Annotated in this window: 14 protein-coding genes and 1 pseudogene; 7 read left to right on the top strand and 8 right to left on the bottom strand. The window is 34.1% G+C overall.

Annotation, left to right across the window (positions count from 1 at the left end; translation table 11 throughout):
* The first annotated feature begins 848 nt into the window (after positions 1-848).
* The 7 genes and pseudogenes from CEF16_RS21765 to CEF16_RS21795 all read left to right on the top strand — a co-directional run bounded on the left by CEF16_RS21765 (position 849) and on the right by CEF16_RS21795 (position 6,485).
* A pseudogene (locus tag CEF16_RS21765) lies at positions 849-1,315 on the top strand (stress protein).
* A 132-nt stretch (positions 1,316-1,447) separates the two neighbouring features.
* Complete coding sequence (locus tag CEF16_RS21770; protein WP_170032318.1) at positions 1,448-2,323, top strand: 2OG-Fe dioxygenase family protein; 876 nt, start codon at positions 1,448-1,450, stop codon at positions 2,321-2,323.
* A 4-nt stretch (positions 2,324-2,327) separates the two neighbouring features.
* The gene (locus tag CEF16_RS21775) at positions 2,328-2,717 is read left to right on the top strand and encodes an ACT domain-containing protein (protein WP_091588100.1); all 390 of its coding nucleotides are present in this window, start codon (positions 2,328-2,330) and stop codon (positions 2,715-2,717) included.
* Between the two features lie 23 nt (positions 2,718-2,740).
* Positions 2,741-3,364 carry a LysE/ArgO family amino acid transporter gene (locus CEF16_RS21780; RefSeq protein WP_091588102.1) on the top strand — a complete coding sequence of 208 codons (624 nt, stop codon included), beginning with the start codon at positions 2,741-2,743 and terminating at the stop codon, positions 3,362-3,364.
* 268 nt (positions 3,365-3,632) lie between these two features.
* Positions 3,633-3,797, top strand: coding sequence for a transposase (locus CEF16_RS24165; RefSeq protein WP_175488393.1), 165 nt, complete (start codon positions 3,633-3,635; stop codon positions 3,795-3,797).
* Positions 3,798-4,014: 217 nt separating this feature from the next.
* Positions 4,015-4,176: a MerR family DNA-binding transcriptional regulator gene (locus tag CEF16_RS25485; protein ID WP_139186020.1), complete on the top strand. Its 162-nt coding sequence runs from the start codon at positions 4,015-4,017 to the stop codon at positions 4,174-4,176.
* A 1,886-nt stretch (positions 4,177-6,062) separates the two neighbouring features.
* The gene (locus tag CEF16_RS21795) at positions 6,063-6,485 is read left to right on the top strand and encodes an SRPBCC family protein (RefSeq protein WP_091588106.1); all 423 of its coding nucleotides are present in this window, start codon (positions 6,063-6,065) and stop codon (positions 6,483-6,485) included.
* Positions 6,486-6,981: 496 nt separating this feature from the next.
* Here the strand turns inward: CEF16_RS21795 and CEF16_RS21800 are convergent, their stop codons facing one another.
* The 8 genes from CEF16_RS21800 to gnd all read right to left on the bottom strand — a co-directional run bounded on the left by CEF16_RS21800 (position 6,982) and on the right by gnd (position 17,173).
* Complete coding sequence (locus tag CEF16_RS21800; RefSeq protein ID WP_091588108.1) at positions 6,982-8,592, bottom strand: trimethylamine N-oxide permease; 1,611 nt, start codon at positions 8,590-8,592, stop codon at positions 6,982-6,984.
* Positions 8,593-8,964: 372 nt separating this feature from the next.
* Positions 8,965-9,915 carry a PDR/VanB family oxidoreductase gene (locus tag CEF16_RS21805; protein ID WP_091588109.1) on the bottom strand — a complete coding sequence of 317 codons (951 nt, stop codon included), beginning with the start codon at positions 9,913-9,915 and terminating at the stop codon, positions 8,965-8,967.
* A 35-nt stretch (positions 9,916-9,950) separates the two neighbouring features.
* A complete protein-coding gene (locus tag CEF16_RS21810; protein WP_091588111.1) occupies positions 9,951-10,772 on the bottom strand; it encodes a dimethylamine monooxygenase subunit DmmA family protein in 822 nt (273 codons plus the stop codon).
* Between the two features lie 32 nt (positions 10,773-10,804).
* The gene (locus tag CEF16_RS21815) at positions 10,805-11,770 is read right to left on the bottom strand and encodes a heme-dependent oxidative N-demethylase family protein (protein WP_091588113.1); all 966 of its coding nucleotides are present in this window, start codon (positions 11,768-11,770) and stop codon (positions 10,805-10,807) included.
* A gap of 675 nt (positions 11,771-12,445) precedes the next feature.
* The gene (locus tag CEF16_RS21820) at positions 12,446-13,195 is read right to left on the bottom strand and encodes an IclR family transcriptional regulator (RefSeq protein WP_245918041.1); all 750 of its coding nucleotides are present in this window, start codon (positions 13,193-13,195) and stop codon (positions 12,446-12,448) included.
* An 82-nt stretch (positions 13,196-13,277) separates the two neighbouring features.
* Positions 13,278-14,708, bottom strand: a complete 1,431-nt coding sequence (gene gndA / locus CEF16_RS21825) for an NADP-dependent phosphogluconate dehydrogenase (RefSeq protein ID WP_091588116.1) — start codon at positions 14,706-14,708, stop codon at positions 13,278-13,280.
* Between the two features lie 87 nt (positions 14,709-14,795).
* Positions 14,796-16,133, bottom strand: a complete 1,338-nt coding sequence (locus tag CEF16_RS21830; RefSeq protein WP_091588118.1) for a glucose-6-phosphate isomerase — start codon at positions 16,131-16,133, stop codon at positions 14,796-14,798.
* Between the two features lie 137 nt (positions 16,134-16,270).
* Positions 16,271-17,173, bottom strand: a complete 903-nt coding sequence (gene gnd, locus CEF16_RS21835; protein ID WP_091588120.1) for a phosphogluconate dehydrogenase (NAD(+)-dependent, decarboxylating) — start codon at positions 17,171-17,173, stop codon at positions 16,271-16,273.

The following is a 17,173-nucleotide window of genomic DNA, read 5'->3' on the forward strand; positions in this document are numbered from 1 at the left end:
GGTATTAAAACCTTCTGTTTTAGGGGACGCCGCACAACGAGGAAAAGAATCCTGTCATCCATCCGAGAAGGATATGTACCACCACAGTTGGATCTCCCCCTTATCATCCCTTTTTCTCTTCTATATATTTTTTGATTTCTTGAAAGGCCATTCGACCACCCAGTAATACTAGTGAATGATCATGATGATCGGTATCTGAATATTTTATTTCCTCAATCCTGTCTCTAAGTATTCCAGTAATTCTTTATGAGTCAAAGGTTTGCTCTTCTTATGTCCGCGATTTGATCAAACCGAAGGTAATAAATTTCCTCTTTATTCTTAACATGGAACTGTTTTTAAACGTGAGTAATGTAATGGCAGCATCCAGTGTCATAAAAATGTTAATTATTCCAATAGGTACCCTTCTGTATTTTATGATATTTTCCTAATAGGGTTCACTCTATTGGGAAGGTTTGTGTAGTTGATGTAGTAGTATTTATCAATTCCCAATAGACTTTTCCGTAATGAATGGTAGAAATCACACAAGTAGGGAAAAGTTCTTTGTATTGTAAAATAGCAAAGCTGAAAGAACAGAAAGTCATATAAAGTATAAAAACAAGCCCAGGCTTTGAAGCAATTGCCTTCCCTACATTAGATTTTCCCTATTAAATAGAAACTATTCCCATTTATGGAAGTATCTGCTATTCTGAACTTAACAAATGGCTTCACCACCACTTTTTTGAGATGTTGTTTTTTGACAGACAAAGCCCATCTATGCTGGGCTTTGTTTATTAATCTTTTTTATTTTTGGTTTTCATTTAGAAAAAAGGGTGAAAGTTCTAAGAATTACATAAATAAGAGGAGAGCGAATGAGAAAAGCAAAACAAGCTGTTTTAGCATCTGCATTAGGGTTAGCAGTGTTAGCGACGCCATTAGCTCTACCGACTTTAGAGCGTCAATAGCTTGTCCAATAGCTACAGGATCCACAGTTACTTCTCCGCCAACCTCAGCTGCTTCTGCGGAACCAGTAGCTAAGAAGACAGCTGACAATCGAAGTGGTTTCGTCAAGGGAGCGATGGAAAAAGCGTTCTTTGAATCAGGTCAGCAATATAATGTAATGGTGATGAACTTGAGTCAAGGTTATAATCCCAATCAATTACAAGGTGTACAGTACTTTGATACGGTAGATTACGATGGCATTACATTCGGAGTCTGAGTGTTTGAAGAAGGAGCATTTGTTAACGAAGGTGATGGAGGATATGATAATTGGGCCTTTAGAGGCTGGTTTGAACGCACGGGAGATGACCAGAAGACGGTCAATTTTCATAGACCTTAATGAAAAATAGAGGTAAAGATGGAAAAAAGCGTATTACAGTGAATACATTCTTATCTAGTTTAGTTGTGGTGACTATATTTTATCAATAACCCATTTACATATAATTGTAGAATGATAAGAGGAGAGATGATTGTGTTATTAAAAGAATTAGATACACCAATTAGTATTGTAAATGTAATTGATCTTGATATCGATTTAGCAAAAATGAAAGACAAGCTGAGAAAGGCATATTTGGAGTATGAACCTGATGCTTACTTGACTCAAAAAAATAAAATAGAAATTTTACAGTCGCATTTGTCACAAAATGAGTTGAATAAAATTGGAAATGAAGTTTGGATAAAGATTTACAAAGGTGAAACCCCTGATAGCGATCTACCGGAAATCTTCCCAAGTGTATCAAGTGATGTTTTTTCAAAAATCTCTTCTTTACAACCGACAAGAATGCGGCTTATTTCTGAATGTGAGTTGATTTGGGAAGGAAGGGGTTGGGAAATTCGACGAATTCCTTGTGGTTCATTTCAACAAACTGAAGCAACGGTCTCCACTAATGATTTAGATTATCGCCTGATCCCCCGGAAATTCAAAGAGTTGCCTGAGTACCTATTTGATGAAGACCTTAAAAAACTTCTAATTCAAGTTGGAGATAAAGTTAAAGAATATAATAATTCTGTAAAAAAACTAAGTATTTCAATTCATCACACTTTAGTTCTGTGTATTCCAGACCAGATAAGCTCCAACTCACCTGAAGGAATTCATCAAGATGGAATGGATTATATTGTATCTGCATTGGTGGTCGAAAGAAATAATATTAGTGGTGGAAAAAGTATTATTTATGGTGCTGATGCGAGAACGTCTCTACTCAATATTACATTGCAGTCTGGTCAAGGTATTTTTCAACCAGATAAAGGAACAGAGTTGTGGCATGAAGTAACACCTATTTCATTAATTAATCCAAATGAGCCGGGGTATCGATCGACTATTGGATTTGATGTTTTAATATTGGAGTGAAATTATGAATAGAAATTCATTCCCATACTTAAAGTTACTTGAAGATACTTATTCTTTGTGTAAAGTTTCTAATGAATTCGATATTCGCAGCACCACCAGCCAGATCTTTTGTACTATAAAAGAGTCAGGTGTAACAACGTTAATTTACAAACAAGACCAAATTGCAGATGGAAATTTCTTAGATGTATCACATGGATGGAAAGTATTACGAGTCGAAGCAAAACTTGAGTTTTCACAAACTGGAATATTGTATTCAATTATTGCACCATTATCAAAGGCTGAAATAAGTATTTTAGTCGTTTCTAGTTTTGACACCGATTATATTTTTTTCAAAGAAGAAAACTTTGATAATGCGTTAGATGTGCTTAGAATTGAGGGTTATCAAATTATTTAGCGAAGAAAAGTAGGTATGTAGATATGGATGAAGTAATAAGAGGAGCACTAATTGCGGGTAGTCTTATTGTAGCTATTGGTGCTCAAAATGCCTTTGTACTTAAACAAGGCTTGCTGAAAAATAATATTTTTTGGGTGTCATTAACTTGTTTTCTATGTGATCTAATACTAATGATTATCGGTGTATTAGGAATCGGAACAATTATCAGTAGCAGTACTTTTGCAACGGTTACTCTTGCGATTGCTGGAGGTCTTTTTTTAGCTTTTTATGGCGTGAAATCATTTCGAAGTGCGTGGCTTCTCTCTAATTCGATGAATATTAACAATGATGTGGGAACGTCCCCTAAAATTCACAAAACTATTTTACTCACATTGGCTATTACTCTGCTTAATCCACATGTTTATTTAGATACGGTTGTTATCATAGGTGGAGTTGCTGGAACACTAACGTGGAATGAAAAAATACAATTTTTAATTGGAGCTCTTATCGCTTCATTTATATGGTTTTTTGGACTCGGATATGGTGCAAGATGGCTTATTCCTCTTTTTAAAAAACCTGTAGCTTGGAGGATACTGGATTTTGGCATTGGGTGTGTGATGATCTGGCTTTCCTATCAACTAATTCAGTTCGCTTTGGTAAGTACGTAACAGATTCCATAATTGCATACTTGTAGATTACCATATTGATGTATCCATTTGAACTCACTTATGTTCCGTCTTGATCTATACATAGTCTCAAATTAAGTGAAAAGCGGTAACGCTAATTGTATAAAAACATACTAACATTAGTAGTACAGACCAAGACATTGGTTTGTGCTTTTTTTCGATTTTTACAATTCATAAAATAAAAACACCCCAAAAAATGAACCGCCCCCCAAAAGTTAGACCAACAAATCTAACTTTTGGGGGTGTTTTTATGGCTAAATATGATGAGGAGTTTAAGCTGGCCATTGTCAAAGCCTATTTAATTGGAGAAGGAGGATATAGATCACTCGCGAGAGAATGGGGATTACCCGATCCAAAGCCTTTAAAAAAACTGGGTTCGCATAAGCTCTACTTAATAGATGTTGTAGATGGATAGGTCTGAGATTCACCTCTAAACCAAAGCTGATGCTCTCTTATTTACATTCCAAACGGATGGTCTTTCATTATTCAAAAATTCTCTATGCTTGTCTGCTATTTTTTTATCTCAGTAAACGCTGCTTCTGGATTCAATGCTTTCTCCTCTCTCTTAAATTACTATCTCAACAAATCATTAAACATCTTCTGTTATAAGTAATCCTGCTTTAATTCCCACCATGTCTTGGATAGTGTTTAATAAGATTTTTGATTCAAAAGATTTAACTGAATTAACTGATATACCAAAGGACCGTAATAAAAATCATTTCACAATTGGAGAGGTGGCTAAAGAAGCGAACGCCTCTGCTTCATCGATTCGGCATTGGGAAAAGGAAGGGTAATAAAGTCTAAACGTCACAAAGAGAGTGGATTTTGTATATATAAACTATTTGATATTAGAAGAGTGCTTATTATTCGAACTGTTCAAAGAGTCGTTTACTCCTTGGGTATTGTTCGTGAGTTATTATTATATATCGATAAAAATAACGATTGCTTCTTTATTTCTTGTATACTTTTCCACTTTGAATATATATTATTAGATAATATACATAAAAGCTAATGCCCAGAAATACAATGACAAATGCAATTTGTTTAACCGACGAATTCTTTTCTCTATTCCAACCTTCTTTTCCAAGTATTCGATATATAAGCAAATAAAAATATTAGCCATTTATTTTCCCCTTAAGCAAATTTAATCTAATTAGTAAATGAAACTATGGAGCGTGAGGAACTGTCCCAAGGTTCCCCTTATTATAAACTTAACATGAACAGAACGAACGATCATACCCACCCCTCCACGTAGAAAACCTTGGCCCCGATAGAAAGAAAGTCTCAACTAGCACAAGCTCTTTTCCATGCATGTTGCTTTATAGGGATAGGAGTGCTTTAAATGGGCTTCTTCGATTTAAAGATATAGAAAGTAACCTCTCAAAAATTATTTGCCATGACTTTTTAAAAAGACACAACGATAAGTGCTAAGATGGAACTTTCTTATGAAAGCAGATAATAATTTGAATTTTTGTCAACCACAAGTTATTGCTTTTGAATCTATGAAACAAGCTAAGCAGTTCCAAAAGGGATTTTGGTGTACGTCTTTTTAAGTAAACTACTTATAAGACAAATTAATCAAACGTTTGATTAACTTTTATATATTAGAATCCATATGGTCTCAAATATGATTAATGGCAAGGAACTCTTGAGGAAATCTATTATTCAAGCTATTTTATTTATCTTTTTAAAAAACAGACGATCATTTTAAACGTCCCTATGGATAAATGTATTTAATCCATCCCTTTTATTAATTATTAATCTAAGAACTTGGCTCTCTTGACTTTAAGGGCTGCATGTTCACTATATTTTCTTTTTTTCAAAGTATAACGTTCTTTTGTCTGTATGGCTTCATGGCTAATCTTACATTACCGAATTATATTTGTTTCCCACAATAAAAACACAATTGTTTACGCTAGCATTTTTATTTTCGTTTGAACTTATGACTATGTTTCCACTTTTAACTCTTTTATGAAATATAACTATAAAGGCTTCTATGATTAAAGATGAAAGTACAAACACTTCCCAATCGTTTGTAAAAACGTAAGTATTTTCACAAACATAATGTGAATTTCATGCAATGACTATAAAATAGAGCGCCATCCATTCCAGATGTACGCCCGATAATATCCTAGAAATATAAATTTGTTATAAGTAAGGTGTTAAATGTGTTTTCTCATTTACACTTATGGAAAAAACGAATAGCAGAACGGGGCAAACGAAAGCTGTATTCAGCAACACAAAGTTAATTAGAATGGTAAAGTGTCTTATTCAACAGTTTTTCTATCATTAAAAAGATAAAATAGAAAAAGACAAAATTAAATGTAAGTCCCAATAGGTTAACATTAAAACCGAAAGTACTATTATACTGAATCCACTCAGCAGGAAATCCTAAATACACCCATGGAGACACATCATCATTCCTCGTAACAGATGTTCCAACAATAATGCTTATAAGACTAAGCAAACATATAATTTTTTTATTTTCCAATACCTTCATAAGATTCACCTCTCTTAAATTTTACCAAATAATTACTGCGTTTATAATAAATATTGATCAAGATGAGCAGTTTCTCGATTAATTCAAAATAGCAATCCGGAAGAAGTCTCTTGAAAAGTCATATGTTAGAGTAGAATACGAGAGTAGTTTAAATCCAAAGGAAAGAAGTTGATTTAGTATATGAACAACCTTACAAAAATTAAAATATTAAAGCCAGCTTATGAAGTATTTGAAGCCTTCGTAAACCCTTCAAAAATCGGGAATTTTTGGTTCTCATCGAGTTCTGAAAGATGGGAACAAGGAAAGACGGTTACATTGAGATATGATGAATACGATGCTCAAGGAGATATAGAAATAATAGAAGTCGAGATAAATAAGAAAATTGTGTTCCAGTGGGGCGAAGGACATATTGTTACAATTACGCTAAATGAGGTGGATAACTCGAGTACAATTACTGAAGTTAACGAAGAAGGTTTTAAAGAAAATGATGAGGAGTTAATAAGTCAATTGATAGATAATAAAGAGGGTTGGGTTTATATGTTGACTTGTTTAAAGGGTTATTTGGAATATGGTGTTAATTTGAGAGCAGCGTTAGTTAAATGATTTTATAAACCTGCAATTTCCTGACACTACCCCTTATTGTGGATTTAAAACAAAGTTTGATAATTTATAAAAAAGTCTGACCGTTTATAAAAAAGATTGATAATTTGTAATTTATCAAGACCTAAATCGTAAAAAGTGGATGGGTTACACTTGGTTGGACAGATTCGTTAAGGTAAGAAAAATTTAGGCTACCTTTCTCCAATAGAATATAGTCGAAAGGTAGCCTAAGAGGGTGCTTTTATCTTTGTCTCATTTAGCTATGCATGTTTAATGGTTGGTGTTCCAGCATATTAGTATACGTTAAATCTCCTCTTGATCTCTAGGATACAAAAACTAACATAATTTATTCTAAAGTAACTCACAAAATTTGGAGATATAATTTAAGATACCGAGTTTAGACCAGAAAGATCTCTTATAAGAATAAAAACAAACTTTCAGCACTTCCAAAACTACAGCAAAATTAACTCTATTCTAATAATTTTAGAGGTCTAACATATTAATAAACGGCTATATTATGTGCTATCAAGATGACTACAATCCCTGTAGCAAGCGCTATATAAGGCCAAATACCGGCTTTTTTCTCCTTAGAATCCTCAACTCCATCGTGGATTCCTTCCGCGAATTCCCCTTTGTCAATAAAGTAATGTCTATAAACAAAAAATGGGATCACTAACGCTGCACTAAATAGGCCTGCCCAAAGAGTACCTTTCCCCCAAATATCAGCACCCATTCCTAAGAGAGCCATATTCAGAAAAGCGAATCCTACATTTGTTACTAAAAGCCAGTTTGGTACTTTGAATGGTCGGGACCAATTTGCACGATCGATTCTGTGAATCCATCCAGCATTAAGATTAAGAAAATTGAATAATAGATAGTTTACGTTTGATATCGCAAGAACAAATGTATAGTCTGACAATGAGAGCAAAAAAACATTCAATACTAAACCTACCCACATAGCTGTTGAAGGTGCCCCGTTTTTATTAACACCAGAGAAAGATTTAGGGAAAAATCCATCTACAGACGCCTGATATAACGTACGAGACGCCCCAGCCAACGAGGTCATGACAGCCATTATTAGAGCTAGGATTAACAGCAGAATAATAATAGTACCTATAATTATTCCGCCTCCTACCATATCAGCCATGGCACTCCCAACTCCTTCACCACTAACTACCCCAGGATTTAGCAATCCTTCAAGCCCAAGTGCATTTTGAAAGGAGAATGGAACAAGTGTAAACATTACGATACACAATATACCTGCAGAAATGATTGCTTTAAATGTGTCTTTTTTAGGGTCTTTAAATTCACCTGTGTAACAAATTGCAGTTTCAAAGGCATAAGTAGACCAAGCTGCTAAAAACATCCCTCCAAACAATAACGTCCATCCAGCCATGTCCCAGGACCCCGATAGTGGAGCGAATGGTAAGAGGTTATCAAATTGAATACCTCCAGTAAACAGTGGAATAATTCCGACTAATATTAAAGGTAAAAGTGCGATAATAGCTAATATATTCTGAAAACGCGCCGCCTTGAGTGCTCCTAAATTCTGTATAAAATTAATAACAAAAAGTAGCACAACAGCAAGAATAAAAACACCATTTAAACGCATAGTTAAACCTGGTCTAACCCATTCCAAATTTAATAGTGTAAGTTCCCATGCAGTAAAGGCTGTTCCAGCAAAAAAGCTATTGAAAACATATGCTGCAGCTAGGGATGTTCCTAAAGCCAATACAGGCGTCCAAGCTAGCCAGTTACACCACATTGACATTGCGGCAGCTAATTTAGAATATTTTATCCATGCCATTGATCCATATACCGAAGCTCCGCCGGCTTTATTAGGATATAAACCAGCAATTTCAGCATATGTAAAAGCCTGAAGAAATCCTATTGATATAGATACTGCCCAAACTAACCATGAAATATTTCCAACAGTGGCTGCAATAGCTCCAATTGAAAACAATACTAAAGCTGGTACACCACTTGAAAACCAAAAAGCATCCTTCCAAGTTAGATCCCTTTTTAATTCAGCTTGAGAATCAGTTGAACTTTGAATTTCTTGACCGGATTTTTGCAAGACTTCAGCAGAACTTGATTTATCAACACTCATAAACAAATTACCTCCATCATATATTTTTTGAAACTCGTTATCTAAGACAGAAATCCGTGAATTCCTATTAAGATTTTTAGTTGATAAACGTAATTACAAACCTATAGATGTAATAAATTCTATTACTTTCAGATTTTTCCGAATGATGGGAAAATTGAAAAAATAAAAATGATTTATAAGGAAAAATAATTAAAAAGATCCATGATATAAATTTAAAACAGAGACCCACCTTACTGGGAGATCATCTTCATTCTCCACTTTAAATAAATAGGATATTAAACAATGGGAAAATTTCAAATTTTCCCATTGTTTTTTGGCAAGAACATTTTTAATATCTAATAAGAGAACTTAAGGTTTATATTTTAAGTATGTTTATAAGTTTAGAACTAAACAATCATTCTTTGCTCTAGAAACACATGTTAAAATATCTTTTGTTTCTTTCCTTTCTTCCTCTGTAAAAAATACATCCCTATGATCGATGTCACCTTCTAATACCTCAACTGCACAACTTCCACATCCACCCATTTTACAAGAATAAGGAGCTTCAATATTATTCTTTAACAATACATCTAACAAACTTTCCTCTTCAGGAACTTGAAGCACTTTATTGCTGTTTTGTAACTTTACTTCAAAAGGGTACACGGGACCAAAATCTGGAGGTGTAAAAAGCTCAAAATGAATGTTTTTTTCAGGATATCCATATGATTTTGCTGCTTCAGCATACTCTTTTACCATTGTTTCAGGACCACAAAAATAGACATGAGTACCTATTGGTTGGTTGTCCATTAAGTCGGTTGTCATTCTTTTCCCTGTCCTGGAAAAGTAAAAATGGGTTTCTGCAGAATAAGTAGAAGAAAGAAATGAATAAAAAGCACATAATTCCTGTGATGGAGCAGCATAATGTAATTCAAATGATTTATTCTTCTTTTTTAATTCCGATGCCATTGCAAGAAAAGGAGTAATTCCAATACCAGCAGCGATAAAGACATGGTGTTTCGCACTGAAACTAAGAGGAAAGTGATTTTTAGGATAACTTATCTCAAGTTGATCCCCCTCTTTTATACGGTCATGCCAAAAGATGGAACCGCCCTTTGATTCATCACTTCGACGGATGCCAATTTCATAGTAGTCCGTTTCGTCAGGATCATTTGTTAATGAGTAGTTGCGTTCGATTATTTCTTGACCGTTTTGGATAGAAGTAGTGACATGTGCTCCGCCACTAGATCGAGGTAATTTTGAACCATCAACTGGTGCTAATTTAAAACTCTTTACTTGCGGGGATTGCTTTTTTACTTCTTCTACAACAACTCCAACGGTAGCCATTTCAGTTCTTCACCCCCCATATATTTATATACTTATCAAACATCAATATAGCCAAGGTATGCATTTAATCTTCTTGAAAAGTGATCAGATACATCAAGTATTGTGTTGCAATTTTCACACTCTATTGTCTGAGTACTGTGTTTTTTATTATAAGAGTAACACTTTACACAATATATTTTTTCCTGTTTTTGTCCGAACCCTCTGTACTGTATTTCCTCATCAGAGAAACCTGCTTCATAAGCTTTTTGTTTTAAACTATCTAGCATGGAGAAGGATCCAGAAATAAAGATATTTGTCCCAATTTTTTGTTTTTCAAAAATGGACTGAACTTTCTTATCATAAGATGATGACGGTAAAATGGCAGCATTATTATAAGGTATTTCTTGAAGATAATTTCGTAAAGCCATATAATTGAATATGGATTCTTGTTGACTATTTATCTTCAAGAAAAATTGGGTTTCTATCTTGTTTATGGAAAGGGAATGAACAATAGCTAAACTTTCAATTAGAGCTAACTTATCAATTAATAGTAACACTTTCTTACAATTAGAATGAAGTTTAAAAAATGAATAATCTTGTGCTTGTAATTCAAAGGTCTGGTTTCTGAGAGACCTTACTAAATCCAAACGCTTTTGTTCTTGATAATCTGCGGTATTGATTAAAAGAAGGTACCTACCCTCTTCTTTATTCAATTCAACTAAATTAATTGGAAGCTCGAAACGAGTATTATTAATTGTAATTTCATTCGAACGACTAATTGTATAAGGAATCGAACCATTTACGAGTTTAACTTCCCCTACATACCCTTTATTAAATGACAACTCCTCACGAGTAAGAAAAAATTTAATTGAGTACACCCCCAACCCCTTATTTTTAAAACTACTATCTATTACTTCTTTTCTAAATATTCTACTACTCTGTCTTTAAAAGAAATAAAACCTTTATAATCTGCTAGATCATCTGGTAGGTCAGTCAATACGTTATAAAATTGTTTTTTCCATTGTTGATTTTTGCAATATTCGTTAAGAGGAATAAGGTGTGTATGAATTCCAAACAAAACACCATTGCTACGTGGAAGACGAAACAACCTTTGGTCTTCTACTCGTAAATGGACTAAATCTCCAGCATTATCGGAAGTAACCTTGTCTTTTTTTGGTCCCCATGTATCAAAGGTTTCCGGTGATGTGTCCAGGATTGGTTCGACTGTTAATGTCCAGTTATATCGAGTCCACGGTTTTCCTGCTTCTATTCGTAAGATAAAGCTTCGAACTTTCTCAGCTAATCCACTACCGGAGAAGGCATATGGTACAGGACTATGAATTTCCAAGAATGACATCCCAAGGTCAAAGTTAAGCGACCAGTTAGCCGGGAATACTAGTTGTCCAGCGTCCATATATAGTTCTCCGTCCCTTTGCCCAAGATAGATTAAATCTTCTTGAACATGTCTTCCTATAAAATCTAATGGTTCATATGGTAAGGTTGAAGAATCACCAAAAGTAAATGACTGTTCTTCTTCAAGTAAATGATTCTGGAATGTCCAGTGATTTTCGTTTTTAATTAAACTAAAATAATCTGGGTACTCTGATACCATTTCCTGCATAATCATCTCTAGTATTTCCCATTGCGCTTCGACAGAATGTTCAAAAGATTGAAAACATTGTTCTTTTCTAGACTCTAAAAGTTGTCTTTTTAAGGCAACTTCTTCAAAATATTCTGGTGTAATAGTTAGTACTACAGGTGGATCAAGTAGTTTCGAATTATTGGAATACCGATAGGAATCTCCTTTAAACGGATTTGGAAATCGATCGAGTATAGGAGTGTTCGGAATTTTTCCTCTTTGTATAGTTCTCGTCATATTTTTTCTCCCCTTTAATAAATCTAAGAAAAATACTATACAAAACGTCTAATACTGGAAATTTTATCTTATATTGGTAAAAATCCAGTAAGTCCCATGTAAGCGCTACAAAATTTGAATTACATAAAGTGGGCTTCATACCCATCTTCCTTCTTGTTTTTATCTTGCGATAGAGATTTTAATGCCAATATCTCCGAATTTTTAAATAAGTTACGGTGCTTTTATGTTACGATTTCCTAAACCATTGGTTGTCTTATAAGCACTAAATATTTAGTTGGTTGTACAGTTCTTTTCTTTTAATGCATAAATAATGGTTCAGGCGATTAGTATGCTGTATATATCCGCTGTCGCTTTTTATTTTTAGCCCTTCTTTCTCCCCCCTCTTTGTAATTAATTTTTCTATTTTCATATTCTATCCAGTTTTATACGTATTCTAAAAAAGAGAAAATAGAAAAACTTAGAAATTGACTACTTAAAACTGTCAATTTATTACTGGATAAAGGTTCCGGAATTTTCTATAAATTATTTGTACCTTATTATGTCATATTTAATATGAGAAAAAAATAAAATTTTATCAAATATTAAGATAATTCATATTTATTTATCAAAAAATAAATTTTGTTAGTTTCGTGTAAAATCTATTAGTATTGTCAAAATTTTTTATATAATGTACTTTTAATGTACGGAGTGTGATTCAATACAACCTAGCTCTTCTGAGATTTCTTTCGCTGCACTTTTCACCTCACTGATGAACATTTTTTTATGCTCTAAATATTTTCTATTCGAACTAGCCAAGCATATAGAAGCAACTACCTTATATTCAGATGAAAAAATAGGAGCAGCTATTTTGATTATTCCTTTTGCTGTTTCGTCACTAGATATAGCAATTCCACTTTTTTTAATATTTTTTAGTTCATATTCCAATTTATTCAAATTGCTTACTTGGCCGATATTCATAAGACTTTGTAAAATTTGCTTTCTGGTTTTTAGTTTCATATAAGCTAACATTACCTTTTTAGAGGCACCGGTACATAAAGGTGTCCTCCTTCCAATAGGCTCTGAAATTTTATAAAGTGGATCTGCACTAACAAAGTCAATTAATACACCTTCATTACCTTCCGGAACTGTTAAATAAACACTTTGCTCTGTTTTCTTAGTGAGATTTTTCATAATTGGAAGTGCACCTTTATGAACCAACAAATTATCTCTTACCGATAGTCCTAATTGTATTAAATTCAAACCTAAACGGAATTTTTTAGTTTCATTGTTTTTATATACGAATCCACATTCAGTAAGACTTGAAAGTAATCTATGCACCGTTTGAATAGGAATTTCTAACTTTTGACTAACTTCAGTAGCACTCCATTCCTCCTTTTCCTCATCAGGTATAATGGCAGTCAACAAAGTAGTACATTTCTTTATCACCTCCGACAATGTCCTCACCCCTTCTTTCATTAGAATTAAATTTTGAATGTTTTAGTTAATTTAGATAGTAAGGGATAAACTATTAATTGATCTTGCTGCAATCTTCCATCCATTCCGTATGGAATATGCCTTCTTTATCCACACGTTGGTAGGTGTGCGCTCCAAAGTAGTCACGTTGTGCTTGCAACAGATTTGCAGGTAAAATTTCTGAACGATAACTGTCATAATATGCAATGGCACTTGAAAATGAGGGGACTGGAATGCCATTGTCAATTGCTATGCTAACAACTTGGCGTAGTGCGGATTGATAGTTTTCTACAAGTTCGTTAAAGTAAGGGTCTAATAACAAATTTGTCAAATTAGGATCACGATCATAAGCATCTTTAATTTTTTGTAAAAATTGTGCACGAATAATGCAACCACCGCGGAAAATCATCGCAATATCACCGAAGCGAAGATTCCAATTGTATTCTTCCGATGCAGCGCGCATTTGAGAAAAACCTTGTGCGTAAGAGATAATCTTGCTCATATATAAAGCTTTTTGTACAGCATTAATTAACTCTTTTTTATTCCCTTTAAATAATTTCGATTCAGGCCCTTTTAATAATTTGCTTGCTTTTACACGTTCTTCTTTCATTGCAGAAATAAAGCGAGCAAATACAGATTCTGTGATAATTGGAAGTGGAACTCCTAAGTTTAGCGCACTTTGACTTGTCCATTTACCGGTACCCTTTTGACCAGCTGTGTCCAATATTACATCAATAAGTGGCTTGCCTGTTTCCTTGTCCATTTTGGTAAAGATGTTTGAGGTAATTTCAATTAAATAACTATCTAATTCTCCTTTATTCCATTCGGTAAACACTTCATGTAATTCTTGTGCACTTAAGTCAAGTACATGTTTCAAAATAAAATAAGCTTCTGAAATTAATTGCATATCACCATATTCGATTCCATTATGGACCATTTTAACGTAGTGGCCAGCGCCGTCAGGTCCTATATAAGTAGAACAAGGATCCCCTTCTACTTTTGCAGAAATTGCTTCTAACATGGGTTTTACAAGTTCATACGCTTCTTTTTGACCACCAGGCATAATAGAAGGACCTTTCAATGCCCCTTCTTCTCCACCGGAAACACCTGTACCAATAAAATGAACACCAATTGAGGCTAATTCTTTATTACGATTTATTGTATCTTGAAAAAATGCATTCCCTCCATCGATCAAAATGTCTCCTCTATCAAGATAAGGTTTTAGCGATTCAATTGTTGCATCTGTAGGTTGACCTGCTTTAACCATTAATAAAATTTTACGTGGTTTTTCTAATGAACTTACAAATTGATCGATGCTATACGTACCAACAAAATTTTTCCCCTCTGCTTCATTCTTCAAAAATTGTTCTGTTTTTTCAGAGGATCTATTATAAACAGAAACAGAATAACCTCGACTTTCAATATTTAATGCTAGATTTTTACCCATAACTGCTAAGCCAATGACACCGATTTGTTGTTTGTCCATAAAATTCTTCCTTTCTACTTAAATATTTAGATTCGTATTTACTATCTCTGTAGAACCGCTAACAAGATATATAGTACTCTGTATCTTTTAATCTGATAAACGTTTCTCTAGTTCATTTTTTTCCTTTTCAAAACCTGGTTTGCCAAGTAATGCAAACATATTTTTTTTGTAAGCTTCAACCCCTGGCTGATCAAATGGGTTTACACCTAAAAGGTATCCACTGACTGCACAAGCTTTCTCAAAAAAATAAACCATTTCACCAAAAGTATATTCATTCATTACATCCAGTTCAACAAGTAAGTTAGGAACTCCACCGTCTATATGAGCCAATACAGTACCTTGAAAAGCTTTTTTGTTGACTTCATCCATAGTATTACCAGCTAAGAAATTCAACCCATCAACATTTTCCGGATCTTTTTGAATAGTCAGATCAACTTGAGGTTTTTTGACTTGTAACACAGTCTCTATCATATTTCTTCGACCTTCCTGTACGTATTGGCCCATGGAATGCAAATCAGTTGTGAAATCCAAAGAGGCAGGAAAAAGACCTTTCTGATCTTTCCCTTCACTTTCCCCAAACAATTGCTTCCACCATTCAGATACATAACGAAGGGATGGTTCATAGTTAACCAGTAATTCGATGTCTTTCCCTTTGCGATACAGGGCGTTTCTTACAGCAGAATATTGATAGCACTCATTGCTCAAAAGATCCGGGTTATTATATTTATGATAAGCTTCTATTGCTCCTTCTATCATTCGATCAATATTCAGTCCAGCAACGGCAATAGGTAATAGACCAACGGCTGTAAGTACAGAATATCTTCCGCCGATATCATCCGGGATTACAAAAGTTTCATACCCTTCTTCCTCAGCAAGCTTTTTTAATGCTCCTTCCGATTGATCAGTAGTAGCATAAATCCGTTTTTTAGCACCTTCTTTTCCATACTTTTTCTCCATATAATCACGGAAAAAACGAAAAGCAATAGCAGGCTCCATTGTTGTTCCTGATTTAGAGATCACATTAACAGAGACGTCTTTATTTTCTATTACCTCTAATAAATGGTTCATATAAACGGAGCTGATATTTTGACCAACGAAATAAACTTGTGTTTTATCGTTCATTTGGTTATGAAAGCTGTGGGATAAGGCTTCAATTGCTGCTCTTGCACCTAAGTATGATCCCCCGATGCCTATCACAATAAGAGCTTCCGAATTATTTTGTATTCTTTCAGCTGCTTGTTTTATTTGTAAAACTTCTTCTTTATTGTAGTTAAGTGGTAGGTCTACCCAGCCAAGAAAATTGGATCCCAGTCCTTTCTTTTCATGTAGTCTATTATGCGTTATTTTCACAAAATCATTTAAATGATCTATTTCATGATTATTTATAAATGATAAGGAGTTTGAGTAATCAAAAGAAATAGCCATACCCCTCTAGCCCCTTTCTATTAAACTATAGGCATTTCTTCTTTAATCCAGGCTTTTTTGATTAATGATATTATTATCTTGGACTTTTTATATATCTCTATTTAAATTTTTTCAACGCAGATACTTCTTTTAAACTTTTATGAGGTTGTCATTTTTTCCACTGAATGCCCTCCAAATTCGTTACGAAGAGCTGCTACTACTTTACCTGTAAAGGTATCTTCTTCAGTTGAACGATAACGCATCATTAAGGACATTGCGATAATAGGAGCAGCAGTTTGTAGTTCCAAAGCCGTTTCGACTGTCCATTTCCCTTCTCCTGAAGAATGCATAATCCCCTTAATTTCTTCTAAATTTGCATCTTTAGAAAATGCCTGTTCGGTTAAATCCATAAGCCATGAACGAATAACGGAACCATTATTCCATACTCTTGCAACATTTTCGTAGTCATAATCAAATTCGCTTTTTTCTAGTAATTCAAATCCTTCACCAATAGCCGCCATCATTCCATATTCGATTCCATTGTGTACCATTTTTAGAAAATGACCACTGCCTATTGGACCTGCATATAAATATCCTTTTTCTACAGCTGTATCTTCAAATACAGGCTTTACTATATTCCAAGCTTCTGGGTCTCCTCCAATCATATAACAAGCTCCATGACGAGCCCCTTCTACCCCACCAGAAGTACCTGCATCCATAAAGCTTATCCCAAACTCTTTTAGTTGATTATATCGACGTATGGATTCCTTATAGTGGGAATTTCCGGCTTCAATTACAATATCACCGCTATTTAAGAATGGTGTTATCTCATTAATTACTGAATCAACATTGGAATGGGGAATCATCATCCAAAGAACTCTCGGCTTTTCTAAGGAATGGATCAGCTTTAACAAATCTGTTGTACCTTTAGCCCCGTATTTTTTAATTTCTTCAACTGTATTTAGATTTATATCGTATGCCACTACTTCATGACCATGGTCAAGTAGGTTTTGACCTATATTTAATCCCATTTTTCCTAAACCAATTAATCCCACTTGCAT

Source organism: Alteribacillus bidgolensis, from assembly GCF_002886255.1.
Taxonomy (GTDB): Bacteria; Bacillota; Bacilli; order Bacillales; family Marinococcaceae; genus Alteribacillus; species Alteribacillus bidgolensis.

What these genes read in the sequence shown, in the direction of transcription:
- CEF16_RS21775 (WP_091588100.1), top strand. Translation starts at nt 2,328, where the DNA reads ATGAATAGAAATTCATTCCCATACTTAAAGTTACTTGAAGATACTTAT.
- CEF16_RS21780 (WP_091588102.1), top strand. Translation starts at nt 2,741, where the DNA reads ATGGATGAAGTAATAAGAGGAGCACTAATTGCGGGTAGTCTTATTGTA.
- CEF16_RS24165 (WP_175488393.1), top strand. Translation starts at nt 3,633, where the DNA reads ATGGCTAAATATGATGAGGAGTTTAAGCTGGCCATTGTCAAAGCCTAT.
- CEF16_RS25485 (WP_139186020.1), top strand. Translation starts at nt 4,015, where the DNA reads ATGTCTTGGATAGTGTTTAATAAGATTTTTGATTCAAAAGATTTAACT.
- CEF16_RS21795 (WP_091588106.1), top strand. Translation starts at nt 6,063, where the DNA reads ATGAACAACCTTACAAAAATTAAAATATTAAAGCCAGCTTATGAAGTA.
- CEF16_RS21800 (WP_091588108.1), bottom strand. Translation starts at nt 8,592, where the DNA reads ATGAGTGTTGATAAATCAAGTTCTGCTGAAGTCTTGCAAAAATCCGGT.
- CEF16_RS21805 (WP_091588109.1), bottom strand. Translation starts at nt 9,915, where the DNA reads ATGGCTACCGTTGGAGTTGTTGTAGAAGAAGTAAAAAAGCAATCCCCG.
- CEF16_RS21815 (WP_091588113.1), bottom strand. Translation starts at nt 11,770, where the DNA reads ATGACGAGAACTATACAAAGAGGAAAAATTCCGAACACTCCTATACTC.
- gndA (WP_091588116.1), bottom strand. Translation starts at nt 14,708, where the DNA reads ATGGACAAACAACAAATCGGTGTCATTGGCTTAGCAGTTATGGGTAAA.
- CEF16_RS21830 (WP_091588118.1), bottom strand. Translation starts at nt 16,133, where the DNA reads ATGGCTATTTCTTTTGATTACTCAAACTCCTTATCATTTATAAATAAT.
- gnd (WP_091588120.1), bottom strand. Translation starts at nt 17,173, where the DNA reads ATGCAAGTGGGATTAATTGGTTTAGGAAAAATGGGATTAAATATAGGT.